The 18,396-nt window shown below is 34.5% G+C and carries 23 protein-coding genes; 8 read left to right on the plus strand and 15 right to left on the minus strand.

Features of this window, described 5'->3' with window-relative positions; genetic code table 11:
* Positions 1-73: 73 nt before the first annotated feature.
* Positions 74-883: a head GIN domain-containing protein gene (locus BM371_RS08960; RefSeq protein ID WP_034678176.1), complete on the plus strand. Its 810-nt coding sequence runs from the start codon at positions 74-76 to the stop codon at positions 881-883.
* A 4-nt stretch (positions 884-887) separates the two neighbouring features.
* On the opposite strand, the gene BM371_RS08965 is transcribed toward BM371_RS08960, so the two are convergent.
* From BM371_RS08965 to BM371_RS08995, 7 genes are all read right to left on the minus strand, one after another.
* The gene (locus tag BM371_RS08965) at positions 888-2,762 is read right to left on the minus strand and encodes a monovalent cation:proton antiporter-2 (CPA2) family protein (protein WP_034678177.1); all 1,875 of its coding nucleotides are present in this window, start codon (positions 2,760-2,762) and stop codon (positions 888-890) included.
* Position 2,763: 1 nt separating this feature from the next.
* Positions 2,764-3,285 carry an NAD(P)H-dependent oxidoreductase gene (locus BM371_RS08970; protein ID WP_034678178.1) on the minus strand — a complete coding sequence of 174 codons (522 nt, stop codon included), beginning with the start codon at positions 3,283-3,285 and terminating at the stop codon, positions 2,764-2,766.
* A 109-nt stretch (positions 3,286-3,394) separates the two neighbouring features.
* Complete coding sequence (locus BM371_RS08975; protein ID WP_051882925.1) at positions 3,395-3,811, minus strand: NTF2 fold immunity protein; 417 nt, start codon at positions 3,809-3,811, stop codon at positions 3,395-3,397.
* A gap of 11 nt (positions 3,812-3,822) precedes the next feature.
* Positions 3,823-4,125 (minus strand): hypothetical protein, encoded by a 303-nt coding sequence (locus BM371_RS20530; RefSeq protein ID WP_165571787.1) that lies wholly within the window; start codon positions 4,123-4,125, stop codon positions 3,823-3,825.
* A gap of 10 nt (positions 4,126-4,135) precedes the next feature.
* On the minus strand, positions 4,136-4,936 hold the full coding sequence (locus tag BM371_RS08985; protein WP_034678181.1) for a TPM domain-containing protein: 801 nt from the start codon (positions 4,934-4,936) through the stop codon (positions 4,136-4,138).
* Positions 4,917-5,345, minus strand: coding sequence for a TPM domain-containing protein (locus BM371_RS08990; protein WP_177225350.1), 429 nt, complete (start codon positions 5,343-5,345; stop codon positions 4,917-4,919). The genes BM371_RS08985 and BM371_RS08990 overlap by 20 nt, the downstream gene beginning before the upstream one ends.
* Positions 5,345-5,953: a LemA family protein gene (locus BM371_RS08995; protein WP_034678184.1), complete on the minus strand. Its 609-nt coding sequence runs from the start codon at positions 5,951-5,953 to the stop codon at positions 5,345-5,347. The genes BM371_RS08990 and BM371_RS08995 overlap by 1 nt, the downstream gene beginning before the upstream one ends.
* A gap of 161 nt (positions 5,954-6,114) precedes the next feature.
* Between BM371_RS08995 and BM371_RS09000 the strand changes: the two genes are divergently transcribed.
* A complete protein-coding gene (locus BM371_RS09000) occupies positions 6,115-6,606 on the plus strand; it encodes a dihydrofolate reductase (protein WP_034678185.1) in 492 nt (163 codons plus the stop codon).
* Between the two features lie 107 nt (positions 6,607-6,713).
* Complete coding sequence (locus BM371_RS09005; protein WP_034678186.1) at positions 6,714-7,280, plus strand: hypothetical protein; 567 nt, start codon at positions 6,714-6,716, stop codon at positions 7,278-7,280.
* Between the two features lie 51 nt (positions 7,281-7,331).
* Here the strand turns inward: BM371_RS09005 and BM371_RS09010 are convergent, their stop codons facing one another.
* From BM371_RS09010 to BM371_RS09030, 5 genes are all read right to left on the minus strand, one after another.
* Positions 7,332-8,171, minus strand: coding sequence for a T9SS type A sorting domain-containing protein (locus BM371_RS09010; protein ID WP_034678187.1), 840 nt, complete (start codon positions 8,169-8,171; stop codon positions 7,332-7,334).
* Between the two features lie 66 nt (positions 8,172-8,237).
* The gene (locus BM371_RS09015) at positions 8,238-8,870 is read right to left on the minus strand and encodes a trimeric intracellular cation channel family protein (protein ID WP_034678188.1); all 633 of its coding nucleotides are present in this window, start codon (positions 8,868-8,870) and stop codon (positions 8,238-8,240) included.
* Between the two features lie 42 nt (positions 8,871-8,912).
* Positions 8,913-9,266, minus strand: a complete 354-nt coding sequence (locus tag BM371_RS09020; RefSeq protein ID WP_051882927.1) for a four helix bundle protein — start codon at positions 9,264-9,266, stop codon at positions 8,913-8,915.
* A gap of 42 nt (positions 9,267-9,308) precedes the next feature.
* Complete coding sequence (gene coaD / locus BM371_RS09025; RefSeq protein WP_034678190.1) at positions 9,309-9,773, minus strand: pantetheine-phosphate adenylyltransferase; 465 nt, start codon at positions 9,771-9,773, stop codon at positions 9,309-9,311.
* A 135-nt stretch (positions 9,774-9,908) separates the two neighbouring features.
* Positions 9,909-10,892, minus strand: a complete 984-nt coding sequence (locus BM371_RS09030) for a D-alanine--D-alanine ligase (protein ID WP_034678191.1) — start codon at positions 10,890-10,892, stop codon at positions 9,909-9,911.
* Positions 10,893-11,045: 153 nt separating this feature from the next.
* On the opposite strand from BM371_RS09030, the gene BM371_RS09035 reads away from it, so the two are divergent.
* The 5 genes from BM371_RS09035 to murI all read left to right on the plus strand — a co-directional run bounded on the left by BM371_RS09035 (position 11,046) and on the right by murI (position 16,294).
* Positions 11,046-12,083: a PASTA domain-containing protein gene (locus tag BM371_RS09035; protein ID WP_034678193.1), complete on the plus strand. Its 1,038-nt coding sequence runs from the start codon at positions 11,046-11,048 to the stop codon at positions 12,081-12,083.
* A gap of 69 nt (positions 12,084-12,152) precedes the next feature.
* Entirely contained in the window at positions 12,153-13,220 is a 1,068-nt protein-coding gene (locus tag BM371_RS09040) for an RluA family pseudouridine synthase (RefSeq protein WP_034678195.1), read from the plus strand.
* Between the two features lie 51 nt (positions 13,221-13,271).
* Positions 13,272-14,222, plus strand: a complete 951-nt coding sequence (locus tag BM371_RS09045) for a PorP/SprF family type IX secretion system membrane protein (protein WP_034678196.1) — start codon at positions 13,272-13,274, stop codon at positions 14,220-14,222.
* A gap of 51 nt (positions 14,223-14,273) precedes the next feature.
* Positions 14,274-15,398: a radical SAM family heme chaperone HemW gene (hemW, locus tag BM371_RS09050; RefSeq protein ID WP_074958656.1), complete on the plus strand. Its 1,125-nt coding sequence runs from the start codon at positions 14,274-14,276 to the stop codon at positions 15,396-15,398.
* A gap of 65 nt (positions 15,399-15,463) precedes the next feature.
* Positions 15,464-16,294 carry a glutamate racemase gene (gene murI / locus BM371_RS09055; protein WP_034678198.1) on the plus strand — a complete coding sequence of 277 codons (831 nt, stop codon included), beginning with the start codon at positions 15,464-15,466 and terminating at the stop codon, positions 16,292-16,294.
* Between the two features lie 31 nt (positions 16,295-16,325).
* On the opposite strand, the gene BM371_RS09060 is transcribed toward murI, so the two are convergent.
* The 3 genes from BM371_RS09060 to BM371_RS09070 form a co-directional block, all read right to left on the minus strand.
* Positions 16,326-16,925 (minus strand): RsmD family RNA methyltransferase, encoded by a 600-nt coding sequence (locus tag BM371_RS09060; RefSeq protein WP_034678199.1) that lies wholly within the window; start codon positions 16,923-16,925, stop codon positions 16,326-16,328.
* Positions 16,926-17,132: 207 nt separating this feature from the next.
* Entirely contained in the window at positions 17,133-17,849 is a 717-nt protein-coding gene (locus tag BM371_RS09065; protein ID WP_034678200.1) for a DUF3822 family protein, read from the minus strand.
* Between the two features lie 18 nt (positions 17,850-17,867).
* The gene (locus tag BM371_RS09070) at positions 17,868-18,362 is read right to left on the minus strand and encodes a Smr/MutS family protein (protein ID WP_034678202.1); all 495 of its coding nucleotides are present in this window, start codon (positions 18,360-18,362) and stop codon (positions 17,868-17,870) included.
* Between the last annotated feature and the right edge of the window lie 34 nt (positions 18,363-18,396).

Consider the following 18,396-nt stretch of genomic DNA (forward strand, 5'->3'; position numbering starts at 1 on the left):
ATTTTCGTACTGAAACACTGATGAAGGTGAAGCGATTGCATATGTTCCTTAAAAGAAAATCAAAAATTTACATATGAAATACCAAACAATTTTACTTTTTTCAGGATTAATTATTTTTTCTTCGTGCAAAGAAAATGAGAACAAAAACGAAAAATCAACCTGGCTTCCGGATGTGACCAACAAAGATCACGGGCCTTTAAAACAAAAAGAATTTAAAGGAGATTTTGATGAAATTGAAGTTTCCCAGGCCATTGAAGCTGAAATTATTAAGTCGGATATTGAGAAAGTCGTGATTTCTGCACCGGAAAATATTATTAATGAAGTTTTGGTTGATAATGACGGAGGAGAACTGCATATTCATTATAAAACGGGAGTTCGTGTAATGAATACAAATAATGTAAAAGCTAAAATTTATGCTAAAAATTTCAACAAGATTGAAGCCAATTCTGCAGCAACAATCATTGTAAGAGATAAATTTACACAGGACAAAACGGATATTGAAGTGTCAAGTGCAGCACATATTTCAGGTAAATTGGAAGCAAATGATCTGGATATTGATGCGGGAAGCAGTGCAAGTTTCAAAGGAGAAATATGGGCAGTAAATCTGAATATCGAGGCTTCGTCTGCTTCAGATGTTACCATTTCAGGAAAAACTAAAAATGCAACCCTTAATTCATCTTCATCAAGCGAGATTTCTGCTAAAGAGGTAATTGCCGAAAATGTAAAAGCTGAAGCATCAAGTGCATCAAGTGTAGAAATCGGTGTCTCTTCTAAATTTGAAGGTCATGCTTCTTCGGGAGCAAGTGTTAAAGGAATTAAAAAAGGAAATGTGACAACGGTAAGCAAAGAAGAAAGCAGCGGCGGAAGCGTAACTGTGGAGTAATTTTTTACTCCTGATCCTCTTCTTCGTCTGTCGATTGAGTTTCCCAATCTTTATTTTCTAAATTAAGATTATCATAAGCCAATAAATCCTCCTCTCGCTGGAGGATTTCTCTTGTGGTAAAAAGATGAATTTCTTCGTCGTCTTTTGATTTTGCCAGTTTTCTGATAGAAGCTTTGTCGATTGCCATAAATCTCTGCCCAAGTCTGCGGGCAGCATATTTCCGCATTCCGGTTTCGTGGAGAACATCCACTGCCATATCAACAGCGGTTCCTAAAGTTTCACGGTAAATATTATCGATTCCGTTGTCCAAATAAGCATAAGCATCGATTCTGTTTTTAGCACGAACAAATATTTTCACTTTCGGATAATGTTCACGAACCAATTCTGCAATAAATTTATTGTCATCGGGATCATCAAGACATAAAACCAGAATTTCGGCATCTTCAATTCCTGCAGCTCTTAAGATGGGAATTCTTGTAGCATCTCCATAATATACTTTAAAACCATAGCTTCTCAATAATTTTACACGGTCTGAATCTCTGTCGAGAACCGTTGCGGTAATTTTATTGGCTTTTAAAAGTCTTCCAACCGTACTTCCGAAATGACCAAAACCGACGATAATGATTTTTTTCTGAGAAATATTACCGTCAAGAATACTGAAGGCAGATTCTTCTTCAGGAATTTCTTTGATGAATTTCGGAGTAATCAGTTTATCATTAATAATTAAAAGAATAGGAGTGATACACATGGTAATAGCAGTAACTGCCATCATTTGTGCGTTCATTTCAGCGCTGAAAAGATATAAATCTGATGCATAATTAATTAAAACGAAAGAAAATTCTCCTACCTGAGAAAGAGCAAAAGCATAAAATAAACTTTGTGGTGTGTCTATTTTAAAGAATTTTCCGATGGCAAAAAGGACAAAAGATTTCACTGCCAAAACCACAAAAACGGTACTGAAAATGAATACAGGATCCTGAGCAATAACATTAAAATTCATCGTGGAACCGACGCTCACGAAAAATACGGCAAGCAAAAGTCCTTTGAACGGGTCGATCTGTGCTTCAAGCTCATGACGAAATTCACTGTTTGCCAACATCACACCCGCTAAAAATGCTCCCAAAGCCGGAGACAATCCAATGGCAACCATTAGTTCTGAAACACCGATCACTAAAAATAGGGAAGAGGCAGTTAGTAACTCTGTCATTCCTGCTTTTGAAACGTATCTTAAAAATGGAACGAAAACATATCTTCCTAGTAAAATTAGAACAACAACTCCGAAAATTACGGTGGCAAACTGTAGCCATTCAGGAAGAGTCTGTATTAAAACCTGAACTTCATTATCGTGATGTCTAGCCTTATAATTTGCAATGATCGGTAAGATTGCCAAAATCGGGATCACAGCAATATCTTGAAATAAAAGCGTAGAAAATGATACTTCTCCGGCTAAAGTTTTCAGATTGTTTTTTTCCTGTAAGGTCTGCAAAACAATAGCAGTCGACGATAACGCAAAACACATGGCAATGGCAATTGATTTGTCGACTTTCCAGCCAGCCCAAATAAAAATAAGAAATAGAATGGAAATAGTAAGAACCATTTGCGTCAAACCGAGTCCGACAATCTTCTTCCGCATTTCCCAGAATTTCCTGGGTTCTAATTCTAATCCGACCAAAAAAAGAAGCATGATGACTCCAAATTCACTGGCGTGCATAATGTCGTTCACATCTTTTCCGGTAAGTTTTAAAACGTACGGTCCGATGATAATTCCACCTAAAATATAGCCGATTACTGAACTTAAACCCAATTTTCTTGCTAACGGAACCATAATAATGGCTACGCCCAAAAATAATAAAGTGTTCATTGCTAAAGTAGTTTCCATGCTATTGATTCAGGATTTCGACAAATTTCTTTTTCTGTAAAATGATTTCTTTTTTTGATAGTTTATTGGCTTCGTAAACGATTGTAATGTCTTTGATATTGGCTTTAAAAACATTCAGAGAAACAATCAATCCGCTGATGATTTCTTCAATCGTGTATTTGTATGTTCCGTTTTTTGAAAAAGACCTTTCTTTTCCACCGGTTGTCACAACGATAAAAACTTCTTTGTTTTCGAGAGGATTATTTTCGCCTTCTTTTACCCAGTTTCGGTCAAAAACTTCATCAATCCATAGTTTTAGTAAAGGTGGAATTCCGAACCAGATGATGGGAAACTGAAAAATAAAACGATCGTATTGCTGAAGTCTTTTTCGCTCCCGAAATGCCGCAATATGAAAATCGGGATATTCTTCATACAAATCGCGAAGGGTAAAATGCTGATGACGAACATAGAAATTGATGATCTCTACATTTGAATTGGAATGTTCAAGATAGGGATGGGCAAAAACCACCAGCGTTTTTTTCATAAACCCGTTTTCAGTAAATATAATGAAAATTGTGTGAAATATGAAGGGTTATGGCGGGTTTAATGAAATTTTAATCAGAGAAAAGCGGAATTTTTAGTTTAATTAAAATTTATTCTCCGTGAGTGAGTTTAATTATTTTTCCGTCTTTTGAACTTATTATTATCAGGAATGTTCCTCCGATTGCTACTTCAGCGGGCATTGTTCCATTAATTATATAGTAATCTTCAACATAATTTACATTATATGGTCTTTGTTTAACTATATTTTCTTCTCCGTAAATTTTAAAAAGAATGTCTTCAGCAATTTTAACAGCAGTTTGAGAATCTGAAATAACTTTATCAGTAAGGATCTCATTTTCTAAAAGAACATTCTTTAATTCTAATTGTGCATTTTCAATATTTCTGTTTTCTTTAAAAACTATAGAATTATTAATTTCAGAAATATTTTCTTGCTTATTTCTTTTTGTGCAAGATAAAATAGGTATAATTAAAAGTAATCCTAATGATATTTTCAATGAAGATTTCATATTTTAAAACTTTAAATAAACCATTTCCAAAAACTTACAAATATTGAAATTATTCCAATCATTAAAATACAAGTCGCAGAATATTTAAATGTATTTAATTCTTTGTTTTTAAAAGCTAATATTAAAAATGATAATGAAATGAATGAGATAATTAAAAAGTAATATTTGTATGAATATTTTAAGTCTAAAAGTCCATACAACGCCTGAGTTTTTCCGTCTGTCGACCAATAATCTTTTAGAATTGTCAGATTAACTTTAATGGAAAGTAATAAAGTTGTGAAGCTTAAAAGAATAGATGTTACTGAAAATTTCATTTTAATTTTTCTACCACCCACCCGAAGCTCCACCACCTCCAAAACTTCCGCCGCCTCCAAATCCTCCAAATCCTCCACCGCCTCGAGAGCTTCCACCACCAAATCCACCGCCAAAACTTCCGGGAAAAGGGAACGGGAAAAATCCACCGGGATAATTTCTTCTTCCTCTACGACTTAAAATAATATCGCCATCATCATCACCGCCACCTCTATTGCCAAAAATAATCGCAAGAATAATAAAAATAACAAAAGCAATGATAATTAATTTTAAAGCTCCTGAATCCCCTTCATTTTCATGGTTTTCCAAAGGTTTGAACTTTCCCTGAACAGCCTCCATAATAGCATTCGTTCCACCATTGATGCCTTCGTACCATCTTCCTTGCCTGAAATTCGGTGTAACGATATAATCTAAAATCTGTCCTGCAACTGAAGCCGTCAAATATTGTTCAACCGCTCTTCCTTGCTGAATAGACATGGTTCTGTCATCTTTTGCAATCAGGAAAACGACTCCGTTATCTACATCTTTTTGTCCGATTCCCCATTTTTCACCAAACATGGTTGCCAGAAAATTTACATCTTCGCCTTTTGTGGAAGGAATAATGATTACCTCAATTTCCGTTGAAGTAGAATCTGCAAATTTGATGAGCTTTTTGTTCAGTTCATCTTTTTCCTGCTGAGTCAAAAGGTTGGCTTCATCGTAAACAGGATAAAGAACTGCTGGTTTTTCGGGAATAGTGTATTGCGCTGATAAAAAACCATAACAGCAAACTAATAGAAATGTGAAAAATATTTTAAGAGAATGTAATCTCATTGGGTAATTCGTTGTGGTTTTCTCCGGTTATCGGAAAATATTTTTTTAATTCAAGACCTGTTTCAAGAATCCCGCTTTTCAAAGCTTGGTAATAATGCCCTTTTGCAAATTCCGAAGTGATATAATCGTGCAGATGATCCCAGTACGACTGATGCACTTTCTCATGAATTCCGGTATCACCAATAATGGTAAGGTATTTTTTCTCAAAATTAACATGAAAAAGAACCGCATTTTTTTCTGCAGTTTTGTCTTTGCACAGCTCTTTAAAAACTTCAAAAGCAGTTTCTGCAGACTGTGAATCTGTAGTAGAATCAATATGTACACGGATTTCTCCGGTAGAATGTTGCTCTGCCGACTGAATAGCTTCCACAAGGGAAGCTATTTGCTGATCTGTAAGAAAGCGGCTCATTATTCTGTAAATACGCTTGGTGCGTTTTCAGCTCCTGCCTGTGCTTTAAACAAAGGTTTTTCCTTAAAATTGGTAAAGTTTGCCAAGATATTGTTCGGGAATTGCTTGATCGAAACATTGTAGTCTCTCGCTGCATTGTTGTAATACACCGTTTCGGTTCTGATGCTGTTTTCAATAGCAATATATTCTCTCTGGAAATTGATGTACTGCTGATCTGCCTTCAAATTCGGATAAGCTTCTGCAACCGCCATCAATCTGCTTAAAGCCCCCGTTAATTCTCCTTGGGCAGCCTGAAATTTAGCCATGTCTTCTTCAGTAAGATTAGTAGGGTTGATGTTGATTGAAGTGGCTTTTGATCTGGCTTCAATAACTTTAGTCAAAGTTTCCTGCTCGAATTTTGAATATGATTTTACAGTTCTTTCAAGATTCGGAATGAGGTTGGCTCTTTTCTGATAAACGGTTTGTACGTTAGACCATTTTGCATCTACCGTCTGTTCCTGATCTACAAATTTATTATATCCGCTTTTTCCCCAGAAGAATAGTATTCCTACGATAATTATAAGAGCAATTCCGATCGTTCCGGCGCTCATACAGCCTTTGTTTTTCATATGTGAGTTTTTATTGTTTTTAATAGTTTTATGCAATCGCTAATCTTCAAGTATGTGTATTTGAAAATGTGTAGTTACGATTTCATCGTTTAAAATTTTTTAATGTTTTTGTGTTACTCAAATATACAAATTAAGTGCTAATTTTGCAGAAAATTTATTGAATGACAACAATTGTGGTGGCAATGGGAGAAAAAAACGAAATTGGTTCTGATAATCAGCTTCTGTGGCATCTTCCGAAAGATTTGAAACATTTTAAAGATCTTACTTCGGGGCATCCGATCATCATGGGAAGAAAAACATATGAAAGCATTGGAAAACCATTACCCAACCGTACCAATATTGTTGTTTCAAGAAAAAAAGACTGGTTTGAGGAAGGGATTTTAATTGTAGGAAGCATTAAAGAAGCTGTGAAATTTGCCAAAAAAATAGACGAAAATATTTTTATTATCGGAGGCGGAAATATATATGAGCAAACTATGGAGATTACAGACCGACTTGAAGTAACTTTAGTAAAAGCAAACCTTGAAGCCGATACTTATTTTCCTAAAATAGATCACAAAATCTGGAAAATGACAGAGGAAATCTGCCATGAAAAAGACGAGAAAAATCAATATGATTTCTGTTTTCAAACGTATGAAAGAATTGAAGGATAATAGTTGTTGGTTGATCGTTTTTAATTTGTGGAATTTTAATGAGAAACCGTCAACATACTAATAACTAACAACCAAATTTCTTATCTTTGCACTTCTAAAATTTAATAATGAACAAGTACATAAAAATCATAGTTGCAGCACTTTTGATTCTTGGAGGTCTTTACATGATGTTTTTTACCAGAAATTTAGGTTGGGGAATCGTAGTTTTCCTTTTATCAGTATTACCAATTTTCTTATTTTTTAAGAATGAAAATATCCTTTTGGCATTCTGGCAATTGAGAAAGCAGGATATGATAAAAGCTTCGAAATTTTTGAATAATATTAAAAATTATAAAACTGAGCTTCATAAGAACCAATATGGATATTACCATTATTTACAAGGCTTGGTTTTAGCACAGGATCATCCGACGAAGGTTGAGCCTTTAATGAAAAAAGCTTTGGAATATGGTTTGAATATGAAGCATGACCGCGCAATGGCAACTTTAAATCTTGCGGCAGGAGCAATTTCTAAAGGAAAAAAACAGGAAGGACAAAGACTTCTTGAAGAAGCAAAAAGGCTGGATTCTGCCGGAATGATGGCCGACCAAATCAAAATGCTGAAAGATCAGCTGAAAATGCCGACGATGCAAAAGCATATGCATAACCCGAATATGAGAAACAGAGGGAAATTTTAGAAAAATATAAATGGCAGAGAATATTCTCTGCCATTTTTTTTGTTAAATGAATTATTGTTTTATAACTTTTATTGTTTTCGAAGAACCGTCTTTGTAAATAACTTTAGCAATATAATTTCCTGATGTAAATCTTGATAAATTCACGGAAATATCTTTGTTGTCGAATTTCTGATTTAATATGTTTTGTCCGGACAAATTATAAATTTCTAAAGAAGTGATTGTTTGGTTGCCAGATATATTAAAGATATCTTTTACAGGGTTAGGATAATATTTCAAAGCGTTTTTTCCATCGATTTCTACAGTGCTTAATGTGCTGAAATTTAATCGGATATTGGCTCTGTTTGGTGTTGAAGTCATTGTTCTAGTATCATTCCATGCATTGGATATACTGTAATAATAGGATGATTTATCAGGTACATTTGAATAAGAATAATTCGGTGGACCTAATGTGTAATTTCCTGAGGCATGTACAACTAAAACAATTAAGTTTTTTGTAGAATCATTATATTGAAAAGGTGTGGTCAGCGTAATATTTTGCCAACCCACCACATCATTATTAACGTTTCCTGAATACACTAATGTATACCCTGTTGTAGAAGTAGGTGTTGAAATCGTACTTTGAGTAGCCATTTTCATATAAATAGACACATTTCCCGTAGTTACGGCATAAGCGCTGCTTACAATATTCCATCCGATAGAATTAATGGTTCCTGTAGTTCCTATTTCGGCAGCATCATAAATCGTTTCGCTTGCCCCGTTCTCAAACAATCGAGTTATTGGTGAATAATACCATGAGTTTGTACCTGTGCCAATTGTTACCTGTTGAGCATTTGTTGGAATAATCCCTAAAATACTAATGAGTAAAATGTAAAAAATAGTAGAATTTTTCATAAGCCTGATAATTTAAGTTGCTTAAATATAGCAATTATTTATCAAATAAGCTTATTTGTTGATTTATTACATTTCTGAGTTTTGTTCATAACCATAAAATTTTGGCATCTGCCAATGATATTTTACAGCCAGCGTTCTGATGGAAACAATTAATAAAATTGTAAAAATCTGGATAATTGTAAAAGAAAGATCGGTGAAAGTTGTCAATAATAAAAAGATCGAACCGCCAATAATACAGGCACTCGCATAAATTTCTTTTCTGAAAATCAAAGGAATTCTGTTTAATAAAATATCCCGTATAATTCCACCAAAACATCCGGTTATCGTTCCCAATGCAATACAAATTAAGGGATGAATATCTGAATTTAAACCTTTCTGAACTCCGATAATCGTAAACAATCCCAAACCGAAACTGTCAAAAATAAATAAAGTAACCTTAAAATTTTTCTCGATTGATTTAAAGACCATCGAAAAAACGCTGGTTACCAAAATCAAGCCGCACATCAGAAGATCGTGCATCCAGAAAACAGGGATGTCAAGAAGGAGATCTCTCACCGTTCCGCCTCCAACCGAAGTTACGAAAGCAATAATTAAAACACCGAAAGGATCTAATCTTTTCTGCATTGCCGCAAAACTTCCCGACATCGAAAACGATATCGTACCCAAGATTTCTATGGCAAAATTGATCTGTTCGTGCATTTATTATCGATGATGAGTAATTGGTAATGAGTAATCCACTTATTAGATTTTAGATAATTTATATTTATAAGTAGTCATTACTTTTACCAATTCTTCACATTCTGATTTTAATGGTTCTAATTTATTTTGCTCAACATATTGAAGTTCTTCAATGATTTCCAGCCAATGTTGAGTCTCGTCTATTTCTTCAACTACGATGCAGATTTTAGCAAACTTCTCCTTATCCGATCTTGCTCTGCAAACAGCTCTATAATTTGATGATACAGATGTTGCCGATCTTATAATTTGTTTTCTGATTATTGATACAGCATCTGAGTATGGGATATCTGATAAAGATTTGATGATTTCTACAGCAAATCTTTTAGTTCTGTCTCTGAAAATTTGATTGTAATCCATAATGTGTTTTTGCAAAATTACTCATTACAAATTACTTATTACTTATTTTTCTACTCTTACTGATTCTGGAACGAGAAGTTCGTATTCTCCGCCGTGATTGATGATTTCCCTTACGATGCTGCTGCTGATAAAAGATTTCCCGGAAGAAGTAAGAAGGAAAACGGTTTCAATTTTTTTATGGGCTAAAGTTCTGTTGGTATGCGCAATTGCCTTTTCGAATTCAAAATCGGCGGGATTTCTAAGTCCGCGGATGATAAACTGGGCATTTTTCTCAAAACAGTAATCCACGGTTAAACCTTCGAAAAAATCGACTTCCACATTGGGAAATTCGGCAACGGAATTTTGCAGGAATTCCATTCTTTTTTCTAGCGGGAACATGTATTTTTTCTGTGAATTCTGTCCGATGGCGATGATTAATTTATCAAAAAGTGCGGCGGCTCTTTCTATAATATCGTAATGTCCTAAAGTGATCGGGTCAAAAGATCCCGGGAAAACAGCAATTTTCATGCGTGAAAGGTTTTTAAGTTTAAGGTTCAGAGTTTAAAATTCTTCTAAAGAAAACGCTGCCTTTTGAAACTAAAGTTTATTTAAATTAAAATAAATGTTGAAAGTAAAGTAAAAAAACTTCCAACATCCATCTTCCTATTTATTCAAAGCTTTCTCAACCTCGTTTCCACAAAGGTCTTTGATTGATATTCCGTAGATTTTTGCCTGCTGCGGAAGAATACTTGCAGGAGAAAATCCTGGATTGGTATTCATTTCCAACATATAAGGAATTCCATCCATTAGAATAAATTCACTTCTTGAGAAACCGCTCATTCCAAGAGAATTGTACGCTCTTTTTGCAATTTCTTCCACTCTGATTCTTGTTTCGTCATCAATTCTTGCAGGAGTAATTTCTTCAGAAGCTCCTTCATATTTCGCTTCATAATCGAAAAATTCGTTTTTAGGAACAATTTCAGTAATTCCCAAAACAATTGTTTCACCTTTAAAATCAATAACTCCGACAGAAACCTCCATTCCGTTCAGGAAACTTTCAATTAAAATTTCATCATCTTCTTTAAAAGCAATTTCGGTTGCAGCAATCATCTCCGATTTTTCTTTAACCTTAGAAATTCCTAGTGAAGAACCAGACTGATTGGGTTTAACAAAAACTGGAAGTCCTAGATTGTCGATAATTTCATCAACATTAATATTTTCACCTTTTCTTAAATAAACACTTTTTGCAGAAGGAATTCCGTACTTCGAAAGTACCGCTAAAGTATCTTTTTTATTGAATGTTAATGCACTTTGATAAAAATCACAACCGGTATATTTCTGTCCGATGGCATCCCAATAAGCCTGAAAAATCCCATTTTCACCCGGTGTTCCGTGAATAATGTTGAAACAAGCATCAAATTTTAATTTTTCGTTATTGTCTAGTGTAACCGAAAAATCGCCTTTGTTGATCGGTTTTTTATTCTCGTTTTCATCCAGAAAATACCATTCGTCTTTTAAGATAACCACCTTGTAGACATGGTACAGATCACGGTCTAAGGAATCGTATATTAACTGACCGCTTTTCAGAGAAACTTTGTATTCGTCAGAATAGCCTCCCATAACTACGGCAATGTGTTTTTTGCTCATATTAAATTATCAATTAAGGCAAATTTAAACAATTTATATATTGAAATAAGTGAATTTCGGATTTTTTGAAAGCAAAAATGAATTCTGTCAAATAAAAACTTCAATATAAAATTATTAATTATCTTTGTCGTTATAATTAAAGTATTTTTAAGTATGCTTAAATCACTTTTCAATTGGAAAGTTTTACTCAATTTATTAGTAGCGATAGGGATTTTTGTGGGATTAGTATGGCTTACTTTCCGCTGGCTTGAGTATCATACCAATCATGGGCAGGAAATTCCTGTTCCTAATGTTGTGAATAAATCTGTGCACGACGCAGTAAAAATATTAGAAGATGCAGGGCTTGATTATGAAGTAGACAGTGCTGCTTACAATCCTAAATACAGACCGCTTCAGGTTTTGAAAGTATATCCTTCACAAGGTTCACGTGTGAAAGACGGAAGAGCGATTCAGCTGATGGTAAATCCTAAAAGCTGGGCTCCTGTTGCTGTGCCGGATGTTATCAATAAATATTCGGGTCTGGCTTTCCAAAGATTGGATCAGGTAGGTTTGAAGGTAGGAGACACCATTTTTGAATCGAGCATTCAGAAAGATGCTGTTTTAAGAATTTTATTTAAAGGAAACTCTATTAAACCGGGAACAAAAATCCCAAGATTCTCTGTGGTGGATGTTGTTGTAGGTTCTGGTCCTTTGAGAAATATTTCTGTTCCGAATGTGGTAGGATTAACGGTAAAAGAAGCTAAAGCTTTAATTGCAAGAAATTTATTTGAAGTTGGTCTTGTAGATCATGAAGATGGCGGCAATGATGATTCAGATATCATTTATTACCAGGATCCTGCAGCAGGAGATACACGAGATCAGGGAATGCAGATCGATCTTTGGGCAAGTAAGAAAACACCTGCAGAACTGCGTGGGAAAATTGAGATTTTAAATTCTACTTACAGAATGAAGGTTGATACAACACTGCCTCCAATCAGATACGAAGAAGTACCGAATTTCCCGGATCCTCCAATGAATGAGCCGACACCTGCTCCGGTAAGTCCTCCGAAAAAAGAGGTTCCTAGAACTGATGCTGCAAAACAAAGTACAGGTTCAGCAAAACCGGCGACTACAAATGATAAGACGAAACCTGCTGCAAATTCAACAACTCCCGCAACAGATAAGCCTAAAGCTAAAAAGGTAATTATATAATATAATTTTTAATTTAATATAAAAGGCTTCAACTTTAAATGTTGAAGCCTTTTATATAAAGAAGTAACAATGACAGAAGATAATGAGGATTTTTTAGACGAAGAATTTTTAGACATCAATAACTCAATTGATATTGATGAGGAAAATAAAGGTCTTTATGAACATTTTAATATTACGGTTGATCCTAAGCAGGAACCATTAAGAATTGATAAGTTTTTAATGATTTTTAGGCAGAATTCTTCGAGAAATAAAATTTCACAAACCTGCCGTGCAGGAAATGTTGTCGTCAACGGAAATCCTGTAAAACAAAATTACAAGGTAAAGCCCGGTGATCAGATTTCTGTTTTATTGGCTCATCCGCCGAGGGAAAATGTTATCATTCCACAAGATATTCCTATTAATATCGTATACGAAGATGATGATCTTGTCGTTGTAGATAAAGATCCCGGAATGGTGGTGCATCCCGGTTTCGGAAACTGGGACGGAACTTTGGTCAATGCATTAGCGTTTCATTTTCAGAAAAACGGTGAGAAATCTGATCTTGACAGAGTGGGATTGGTTCATAGGATTGATAAAGATACTTCCGGGCTTTTAGTCATTGCAAAAACAGAATATGCTCTGAGTTTTCTTGCAAAACAGTTCTTCGATCGGAAAACGAGACGTTTGTACTGGGCTTTTGTTTGGGGGAATGTACAGGACGATGAAGGTACGATTACCGGTCATATCGGAAGACATCCGAAAAACAGAATGCAGATGTACACGTATGCAGACGGAAGTCAGGGAAAACATGCGGTAACTCATTATAAAGTATTAGAAAGGTTTAAATACATGACTTGGGTAGAATGTAAGCTTGAGACCGGAAGAACGCATCAGATCAGAGCGCATTTTAAACATATCGGTCATACCTTATTTAATGATGAAAGATATGAAGGGAATGTTGCTCTGAGAGGAGTTAATCTGCCAAAGTATAAGAGTTTTATTAAAAATGTTTTTGAGGTTTTACCACGACATGCTTTACATGCTCATACTTTAGGATTTATACATCCAACCACTAAAAAGGAATTGTATTTTGAGAGCCCAATGCCGAAAGATATGGCGGATGCTGTAAAAAAATGGAGAAATTATTTAGAAAACTAAAAATATATTGAGAATTTTTTTATATTTGTTGAATTGAAATCAAGATTTGTTATGAGAAAACTATATGCTATCGTATGTTTAGCTCTTTTGTCGAATGCATACAAAGCACAAGAATCACTACCATATTATCAACAATATCTTTTGGATGGTGAGTTCCTGTTCAACCCTGCTCAATACGGTAAAACGGACTATGTACAGCTTAACTTAAACTATCAACAACAATTTTCAAAATTCAGCGAGTCTCCAAACGTACAATCTGTGGGGATCAACGCGAATATTTTTGACAGAGTGGGAGCGGGTATCTCCGTTTTCAGAGATAGTAACGGTCCTATTTCAGCAGGAGGGATTACAGCGGGAGCATCTTATTTTATTCCACTTAGCAGCGAAGGTGAAAGACAGGATCAGTTTTCTTTCGGTACAAGTGTGAACTTCTACAATATGAATTTTGATTACTCTAAAATTAATACAGAAGACGGATACGATCCTTTGCTTCAGGGTAACGAAAGCAACATCTTTATGGCGTATGCAAACTTCGGTTTGGCAGCGACGTACAGAGGTTTGTTCGGGGGAGTTTCTGTGAATGATATTGCTTTAAGCAATGACGAATCTATCGTAAACAACTACGAACCGTCTCCAATCAAATTCTTCTTAAACTTAGGATACGACTGGAAAATTGCAGACAACATTGCAATCACACCTTCAGCTTTAATCAATTTGAATACAAACTCAACGAGAATGATGGACTTAAACCTTATGGCTACATTCTCAAACGATATCAACGCTTTTTCTTTTGGGGTAAGCTACAGAGGAGTTCAGAACAGATTTGATAATCAGCAGCTGAGTATCTCTCCGATCGTAAAAGTAAGATTCAACAAATTTATGGTGGGTGCTACTTACAACCTTGGAATGTCTGACATTCAGGAGTATGGAGGAAACAGCTTCATGATTGGTCTTGGTTATAACTTCGATAACTTTATTAATCATAGAGGATTTAGATATTAATCAATTTAATTTAAATAAATTTGAGCTCTGAAATTTTTCAGGGCTTTTTTTATGATCTACATTCACATTCCTTTCTGCAAACAGAAATGCAGTTACTGCAATTTTCATTTTTCTACATCTTTGAATTTTAAAGATGAAATGCTGGATGCCATGAAAAAGGAAATTTTCCTGAGGAAAGACGAGCTTCAGAATAAAAATATTCAATCGCTTTATTTCGGTGGCGGAACTCCTTCTGTGCTTTCTGCGGATGAAATTAAATCTTTAATTGATGAAGTTTTAAAATATTTTAATTTTAAGAATGACATCGAAATTACATTAGAAGCAAATCCTGATGATTTAGATAAAAATTTTCTGAAAGGATTATCAGATTCTCCTGTCAATCGTTTATCAATCGGAACGCAGAGTTTTTTTGATGAAGATTTAAAGCTGATGAATCGTGCGCATAATGCTTCCGAAGCAGAAGGCTCGATTAAAAGAGCACAGGATTTTGGCTTTGAAAATTTAAGCATCGATTTAATCTACGGTTCACCAACTTCCAATCTGGAAATCTGGAAAGAAAATTTAAATAAAACCGTTGCCCTTGAAATTCCGCATATTTCTTCTTATGCCTTAACGGTAGAACCTAAAACCGCTTTGGAAAACTGGGTTGCAAAAGGAAAGGTTTTAAATCCAAAAGAAGAAGAACAGAATCGTGAGTTTTATTATATGATCGATTTTCTGAAAGACCACGGTTTTGAACATTATGAAGTTTCCAATTTTGCAAAGCCAGGATTTTATTCAAGACACAATTCTTCGTACTGGAAATACCAGGAATATCTGGGAATTGGTCCTTCCGCACATTCTTACAACGGAACTGATGTCAGAAGCTGGAATGTTGCCAATAATCAGCAATATATTAAGAAACTGAATTCAAATATTTTAGCAAAGGAAACGGAAGTACTTTCCCAACAAGACCAATTTAACGAAATGATTATGATTGGCTTGAGAACGGTTTGGGGCGTAGACTTAGATAGTTTAAACCAAAAATTTTCAGAAAATATTCTGGAACGCTTTAATAAAGAAATTCAAAATAAAATGGAAGAAGGAATTCTTAAAATTGATAATAATCATCTTAAAATTCCTGAAAAACATTGGTTTATGGCAGACGGAATAGCCTCCGATTTGTTCCAGGTTTAAAAATCTCAAATCTCGAATCTCAAATTTAAAATCTTTAAGTATTTTTGTATTAAATTTCAAAGCTTTTGAAAACTAAAAAACAAGATTATTCGCATCTTTCGCCGAAGCAGCCTATCGGGATTTTCGATAGCGGAGTAGGTGGTTTAACGGTTGCCAAAGAAATAAAAAGACTTCTCCCGAATGAAGACCTTATTTATTTTGGAGATACAAAACACCTTCCTTACGGGGAAAAATCGAAAGAAGCGATTATAGGATATTCTACGAAAATTTCTAATTTCCTTTTAGAACAAAATTGTAAAGCGATTGTCATTGCCTGTAATACCGCTACAGCAAACGCTTTGCAGGAAGTAATGGAATCGGTTGCCGGAAAAGTTCCGGTGATTGATGTCATCAACCCTGTTGCTGAAAAAGTAGCGTACGAAATTCACAATAATGTAGGTGTAATTGCGACGAAAGCGACTGTAAATTCAGGACTTTATAAGAAAAGCATTCGTAAGCACAATAAATTTATCAAAGTTGATGAGTTAGCGACTCCGCTTTTGGTTCCTGCGATTGAAGAAGGCTTCAAGAATCATCCGATCACGCATTCTATCATTTACAATTATCTGAGCAATGCTAAATTAAAGAATATTGAAACGCTAATTCTGGGCTGTACCCATTATCCGCTTTTGATTGATGAAATAAAGCAATATTACGGAAACCGCGTTCGTGTCATCGATTCACCGAATATTGTTGCAAATCATTTAACGATTATTTTAGATAAATATCACCTTCTGAATGACAATAATCCGAAACCGACCTACAAATTTTATCTTTCGGATATTACTAAAAACTTTGAGAAAATTTCCAAGAAATTCTTTGGTAAATCAATAGATCTAGAACATAAGGTTTTATAAAAACGAAAAAAGACTCAATTGAGTCTTTTTTTTATTCTGTAGTATCTTTGTTTTCAGTTTCAACTTCAATCTCAGCTTCCTGATTGGGTTCATAAAAACTGAAGCTCACATTTCCATATTTTCTGGTATATTTAAAATTAGGGTGATCCAGTTTTAATCTGCTTTGGTGTTCTACAATCAGAACTCCGTTTGGTTTTAGATATTTATTATTTAAAACCAAAGAAATCAGTTCCTGATATTTTTTTTCTTCGGTTTCAAAAGGAGCATCAGCAAAAACGATCTCATACGATTTATTATTTCTGAATTTCTTCAGCCAGTCATAAACGTCGCCACGTTGGGTACTTATCTGTAAACTCATGTCTAAATCTGAAGCTGTAGAATTGATAAAAGACGTGTGTTTCGGATTCATTTCAACCGAAGTTATATCTTGGCAACCTCTTGACGCAAATTCTAAAGTGATGGAACCGATTCCTGCAAAAAGATCAAGAACGGAAATCGACTGCATATCGTAAGTATTTTCTAAAATACTGAAAAGTGCTTCTTTTGCAAAGTCCGTTGTCGGTCTTACATCAAAATTTTTGGGAGCGGCTATTTTTTTTGCTTTCCATTTACCGGAAATTATTCTGTACATAGATGTTGGGTGTTAGATGTTTGGTGATGGAAAATTTCTAAACATTAAGAATTTCAAGCATTAATTCTTTCTATTTTCATTAAGATTTTATTAAGCTAAATAAGATTTATGTCTGTCTCTGCGCTCTTATATAAATAAAATGGCTTAGTGAACTTAAAACTATATTCAAAAAAAGCTTTGTGAACTTTGTGTTGTTATTCTTTCGAGTTAATTAAGGATAAAATTCTTATTCGGAACGTTATCATACACTACTTTAAGATTTTTTACAAACTTCTGAAGTTCAGAGATAAATGTTTCGTTTTCTGTGGTTTCGCCGTAAACGTAGAAATTGGTTTCGTTAATTCCAAAACCGATTTTGCTCAGCGTAAACATCACGAAATAAAGAAAGTCCACCTCCGAATTTACATCCAGATTGTTATATAAGATGATTTTTTTATTGGATATTGCAAAAAACTCACATTGATTATGATACAGATTGATGTGAATTTCTTTATTGTTTTTATTATTGATCGAGTTCAAAAACTTCTCTCCCGAAAAATTAAATCTTACCGGAATCGACAAATCTTTTATTTTCTGATAAAATTCTTTTGGAAAAGTATAGTAAAACTGAACTTTGAATTTCTTATTCACAGAAAGCATCAGTTCTTCGTTAGCCTTATCAACTGGCGCATTGAAAGCAATCAGGTCATATCCGGAATCATGATCTTCAAAACCTTCCGGCATCAAGGTGAAATGATTCAGTGCAGAAATTACAGAAACTTCGTCATACCTTTGTTTTAGAAGAACATCTTCAAGTTTTCCTGAAATAAAATTCTTCGGCGATTCTTCGTCTACGAAATAAGACTTTTCCTCCAAAACACTTTTGTTTTTGGTGATTTGGTAAATCAGTCCGTCTTTGGTAAAAAGTAAATTTAGTACGTTCATATTACAATTGTTGCAAATTTAGTGAAATTCTACCATTACCGCACCCGATTGATGATGAAGTATTTCCTTATTGTAAAAATCCAAACCTGTCTGGCTTTCGAGAACATCAAAAACCATTCGCTGCAGAGTTCCGTCACCGATTCCGTGAACAATTTCAAGTTTTTTCAAATGATTTTTTCTACAAAAATTAATAGTCTGAATGAGTTTTTCCTTCTGAATGAATAATCTTTCAAAGCTATCGTAATCATGTGGGTTTTTCACCAGATTTTCGAAATGTAAATCTAAAACAAGCGGATTTTTGTCATGCTTTTTAGAAATCACTTTTTTCGGTTCTGCTTTTTTTACGATTTTAATATTTTCATAAATTTCAGCGTTTTTCGGAACCAGTTTTTCTTTCGGATATTGATAAGTGAATCCGTATTCATCTTTGAAAACGACAATATTTACATTGACTGAAGTGATAACTCCACTCAAATCTTCATCAACTACCGAAACTTTATCGCCGATTTTCATACATCTTAAACACTAATCTACACAAATTTTCAGC

Source organism: Chryseobacterium formosense (assembly GCF_900116415.1).
Classification (GTDB): domain Bacteria; phylum Bacteroidota; class Bacteroidia; order Flavobacteriales; family Weeksellaceae; genus Chryseobacterium; species Chryseobacterium formosense.

What these genes read in the sequence shown, in the direction of transcription:
- BM371_RS08960 (WP_034678176.1), top strand. Translation starts at nt 74, where the DNA reads ATGAAATACCAAACAATTTTACTTTTTTCAGGATTAATTATTTTTTCT.
- BM371_RS08965 (WP_034678177.1), bottom strand. Translation starts at nt 2,762, where the DNA reads ATGGAAACTACTTTAGCAATGAACACTTTATTATTTTTGGGCGTAGCC.
- BM371_RS08970 (WP_034678178.1), bottom strand. Translation starts at nt 3,285, where the DNA reads ATGAAAAAAACGCTGGTGGTTTTTGCCCATCCCTATCTTGAACATTCC.
- BM371_RS08975 (WP_051882925.1), bottom strand. Translation starts at nt 3,811, where the DNA reads ATGAAATCTTCATTGAAAATATCATTAGGATTACTTTTAATTATACCT.
- BM371_RS20530 (WP_165571787.1), bottom strand. Translation starts at nt 4,125, where the DNA reads ATGAAATTTTCAGTAACATCTATTCTTTTAAGCTTCACAACTTTATTA.
- BM371_RS08985 (WP_034678181.1), bottom strand. Translation starts at nt 4,936, where the DNA reads ATGAGATTACATTCTCTTAAAATATTTTTCACATTTCTATTAGTTTGC.
- BM371_RS08990 (WP_177225350.1), bottom strand. Translation starts at nt 5,345, where the DNA reads ATGAGCCGCTTTCTTACAGATCAGCAAATAGCTTCCCTTGTGGAAGCT.
- BM371_RS08995 (WP_034678184.1), bottom strand. Translation starts at nt 5,953, where the DNA reads ATGAAAAACAAAGGCTGTATGAGCGCCGGAACGATCGGAATTGCTCTT.
- BM371_RS09000 (WP_034678185.1), top strand. Translation starts at nt 6,115, where the DNA reads ATGACAACAATTGTGGTGGCAATGGGAGAAAAAAACGAAATTGGTTCT.
- BM371_RS09005 (WP_034678186.1), top strand. Translation starts at nt 6,714, where the DNA reads ATGAACAAGTACATAAAAATCATAGTTGCAGCACTTTTGATTCTTGGA.
- BM371_RS09010 (WP_034678187.1), bottom strand. Translation starts at nt 8,171, where the DNA reads ATGAAAAATTCTACTATTTTTTACATTTTACTCATTAGTATTTTAGGG.
- BM371_RS09015 (WP_034678188.1), bottom strand. Translation starts at nt 8,870, where the DNA reads ATGCACGAACAGATCAATTTTGCCATAGAAATCTTGGGTACGATATCG.
- BM371_RS09020 (WP_051882927.1), bottom strand. Translation starts at nt 9,266, where the DNA reads ATGGATTACAATCAAATTTTCAGAGACAGAACTAAAAGATTTGCTGTA.
- coaD (WP_034678190.1), bottom strand. Translation starts at nt 9,773, where the DNA reads ATGAAAATTGCTGTTTTCCCGGGATCTTTTGACCCGATCACTTTAGGA.
- BM371_RS09030 (WP_034678191.1), bottom strand. Translation starts at nt 10,892, where the DNA reads ATGAGCAAAAAACACATTGCCGTAGTTATGGGAGGCTATTCTGACGAA.
- BM371_RS09035 (WP_034678193.1), top strand. Translation starts at nt 11,046, where the DNA reads ATGCTTAAATCACTTTTCAATTGGAAAGTTTTACTCAATTTATTAGTA.
- BM371_RS09040 (WP_034678195.1), top strand. Translation starts at nt 12,153, where the DNA reads ATGACAGAAGATAATGAGGATTTTTTAGACGAAGAATTTTTAGACATC.
- BM371_RS09045 (WP_034678196.1), top strand. Translation starts at nt 13,272, where the DNA reads ATGAGAAAACTATATGCTATCGTATGTTTAGCTCTTTTGTCGAATGCA.
- hemW (WP_074958656.1), top strand. Translation starts at nt 14,274, where the DNA reads ATGATCTACATTCACATTCCTTTCTGCAAACAGAAATGCAGTTACTGC.
- BM371_RS09060 (WP_034678199.1), bottom strand. Translation starts at nt 16,925, where the DNA reads ATGTACAGAATAATTTCCGGTAAATGGAAAGCAAAAAAAATAGCCGCT.
- BM371_RS09065 (WP_034678200.1), bottom strand. Translation starts at nt 17,849, where the DNA reads ATGAACGTACTAAATTTACTTTTTACCAAAGACGGACTGATTTACCAA.
- BM371_RS09070 (WP_034678202.1), bottom strand. Translation starts at nt 18,362, where the DNA reads ATGAAAATCGGCGATAAAGTTTCGGTAGTTGATGAAGATTTGAGTGGA.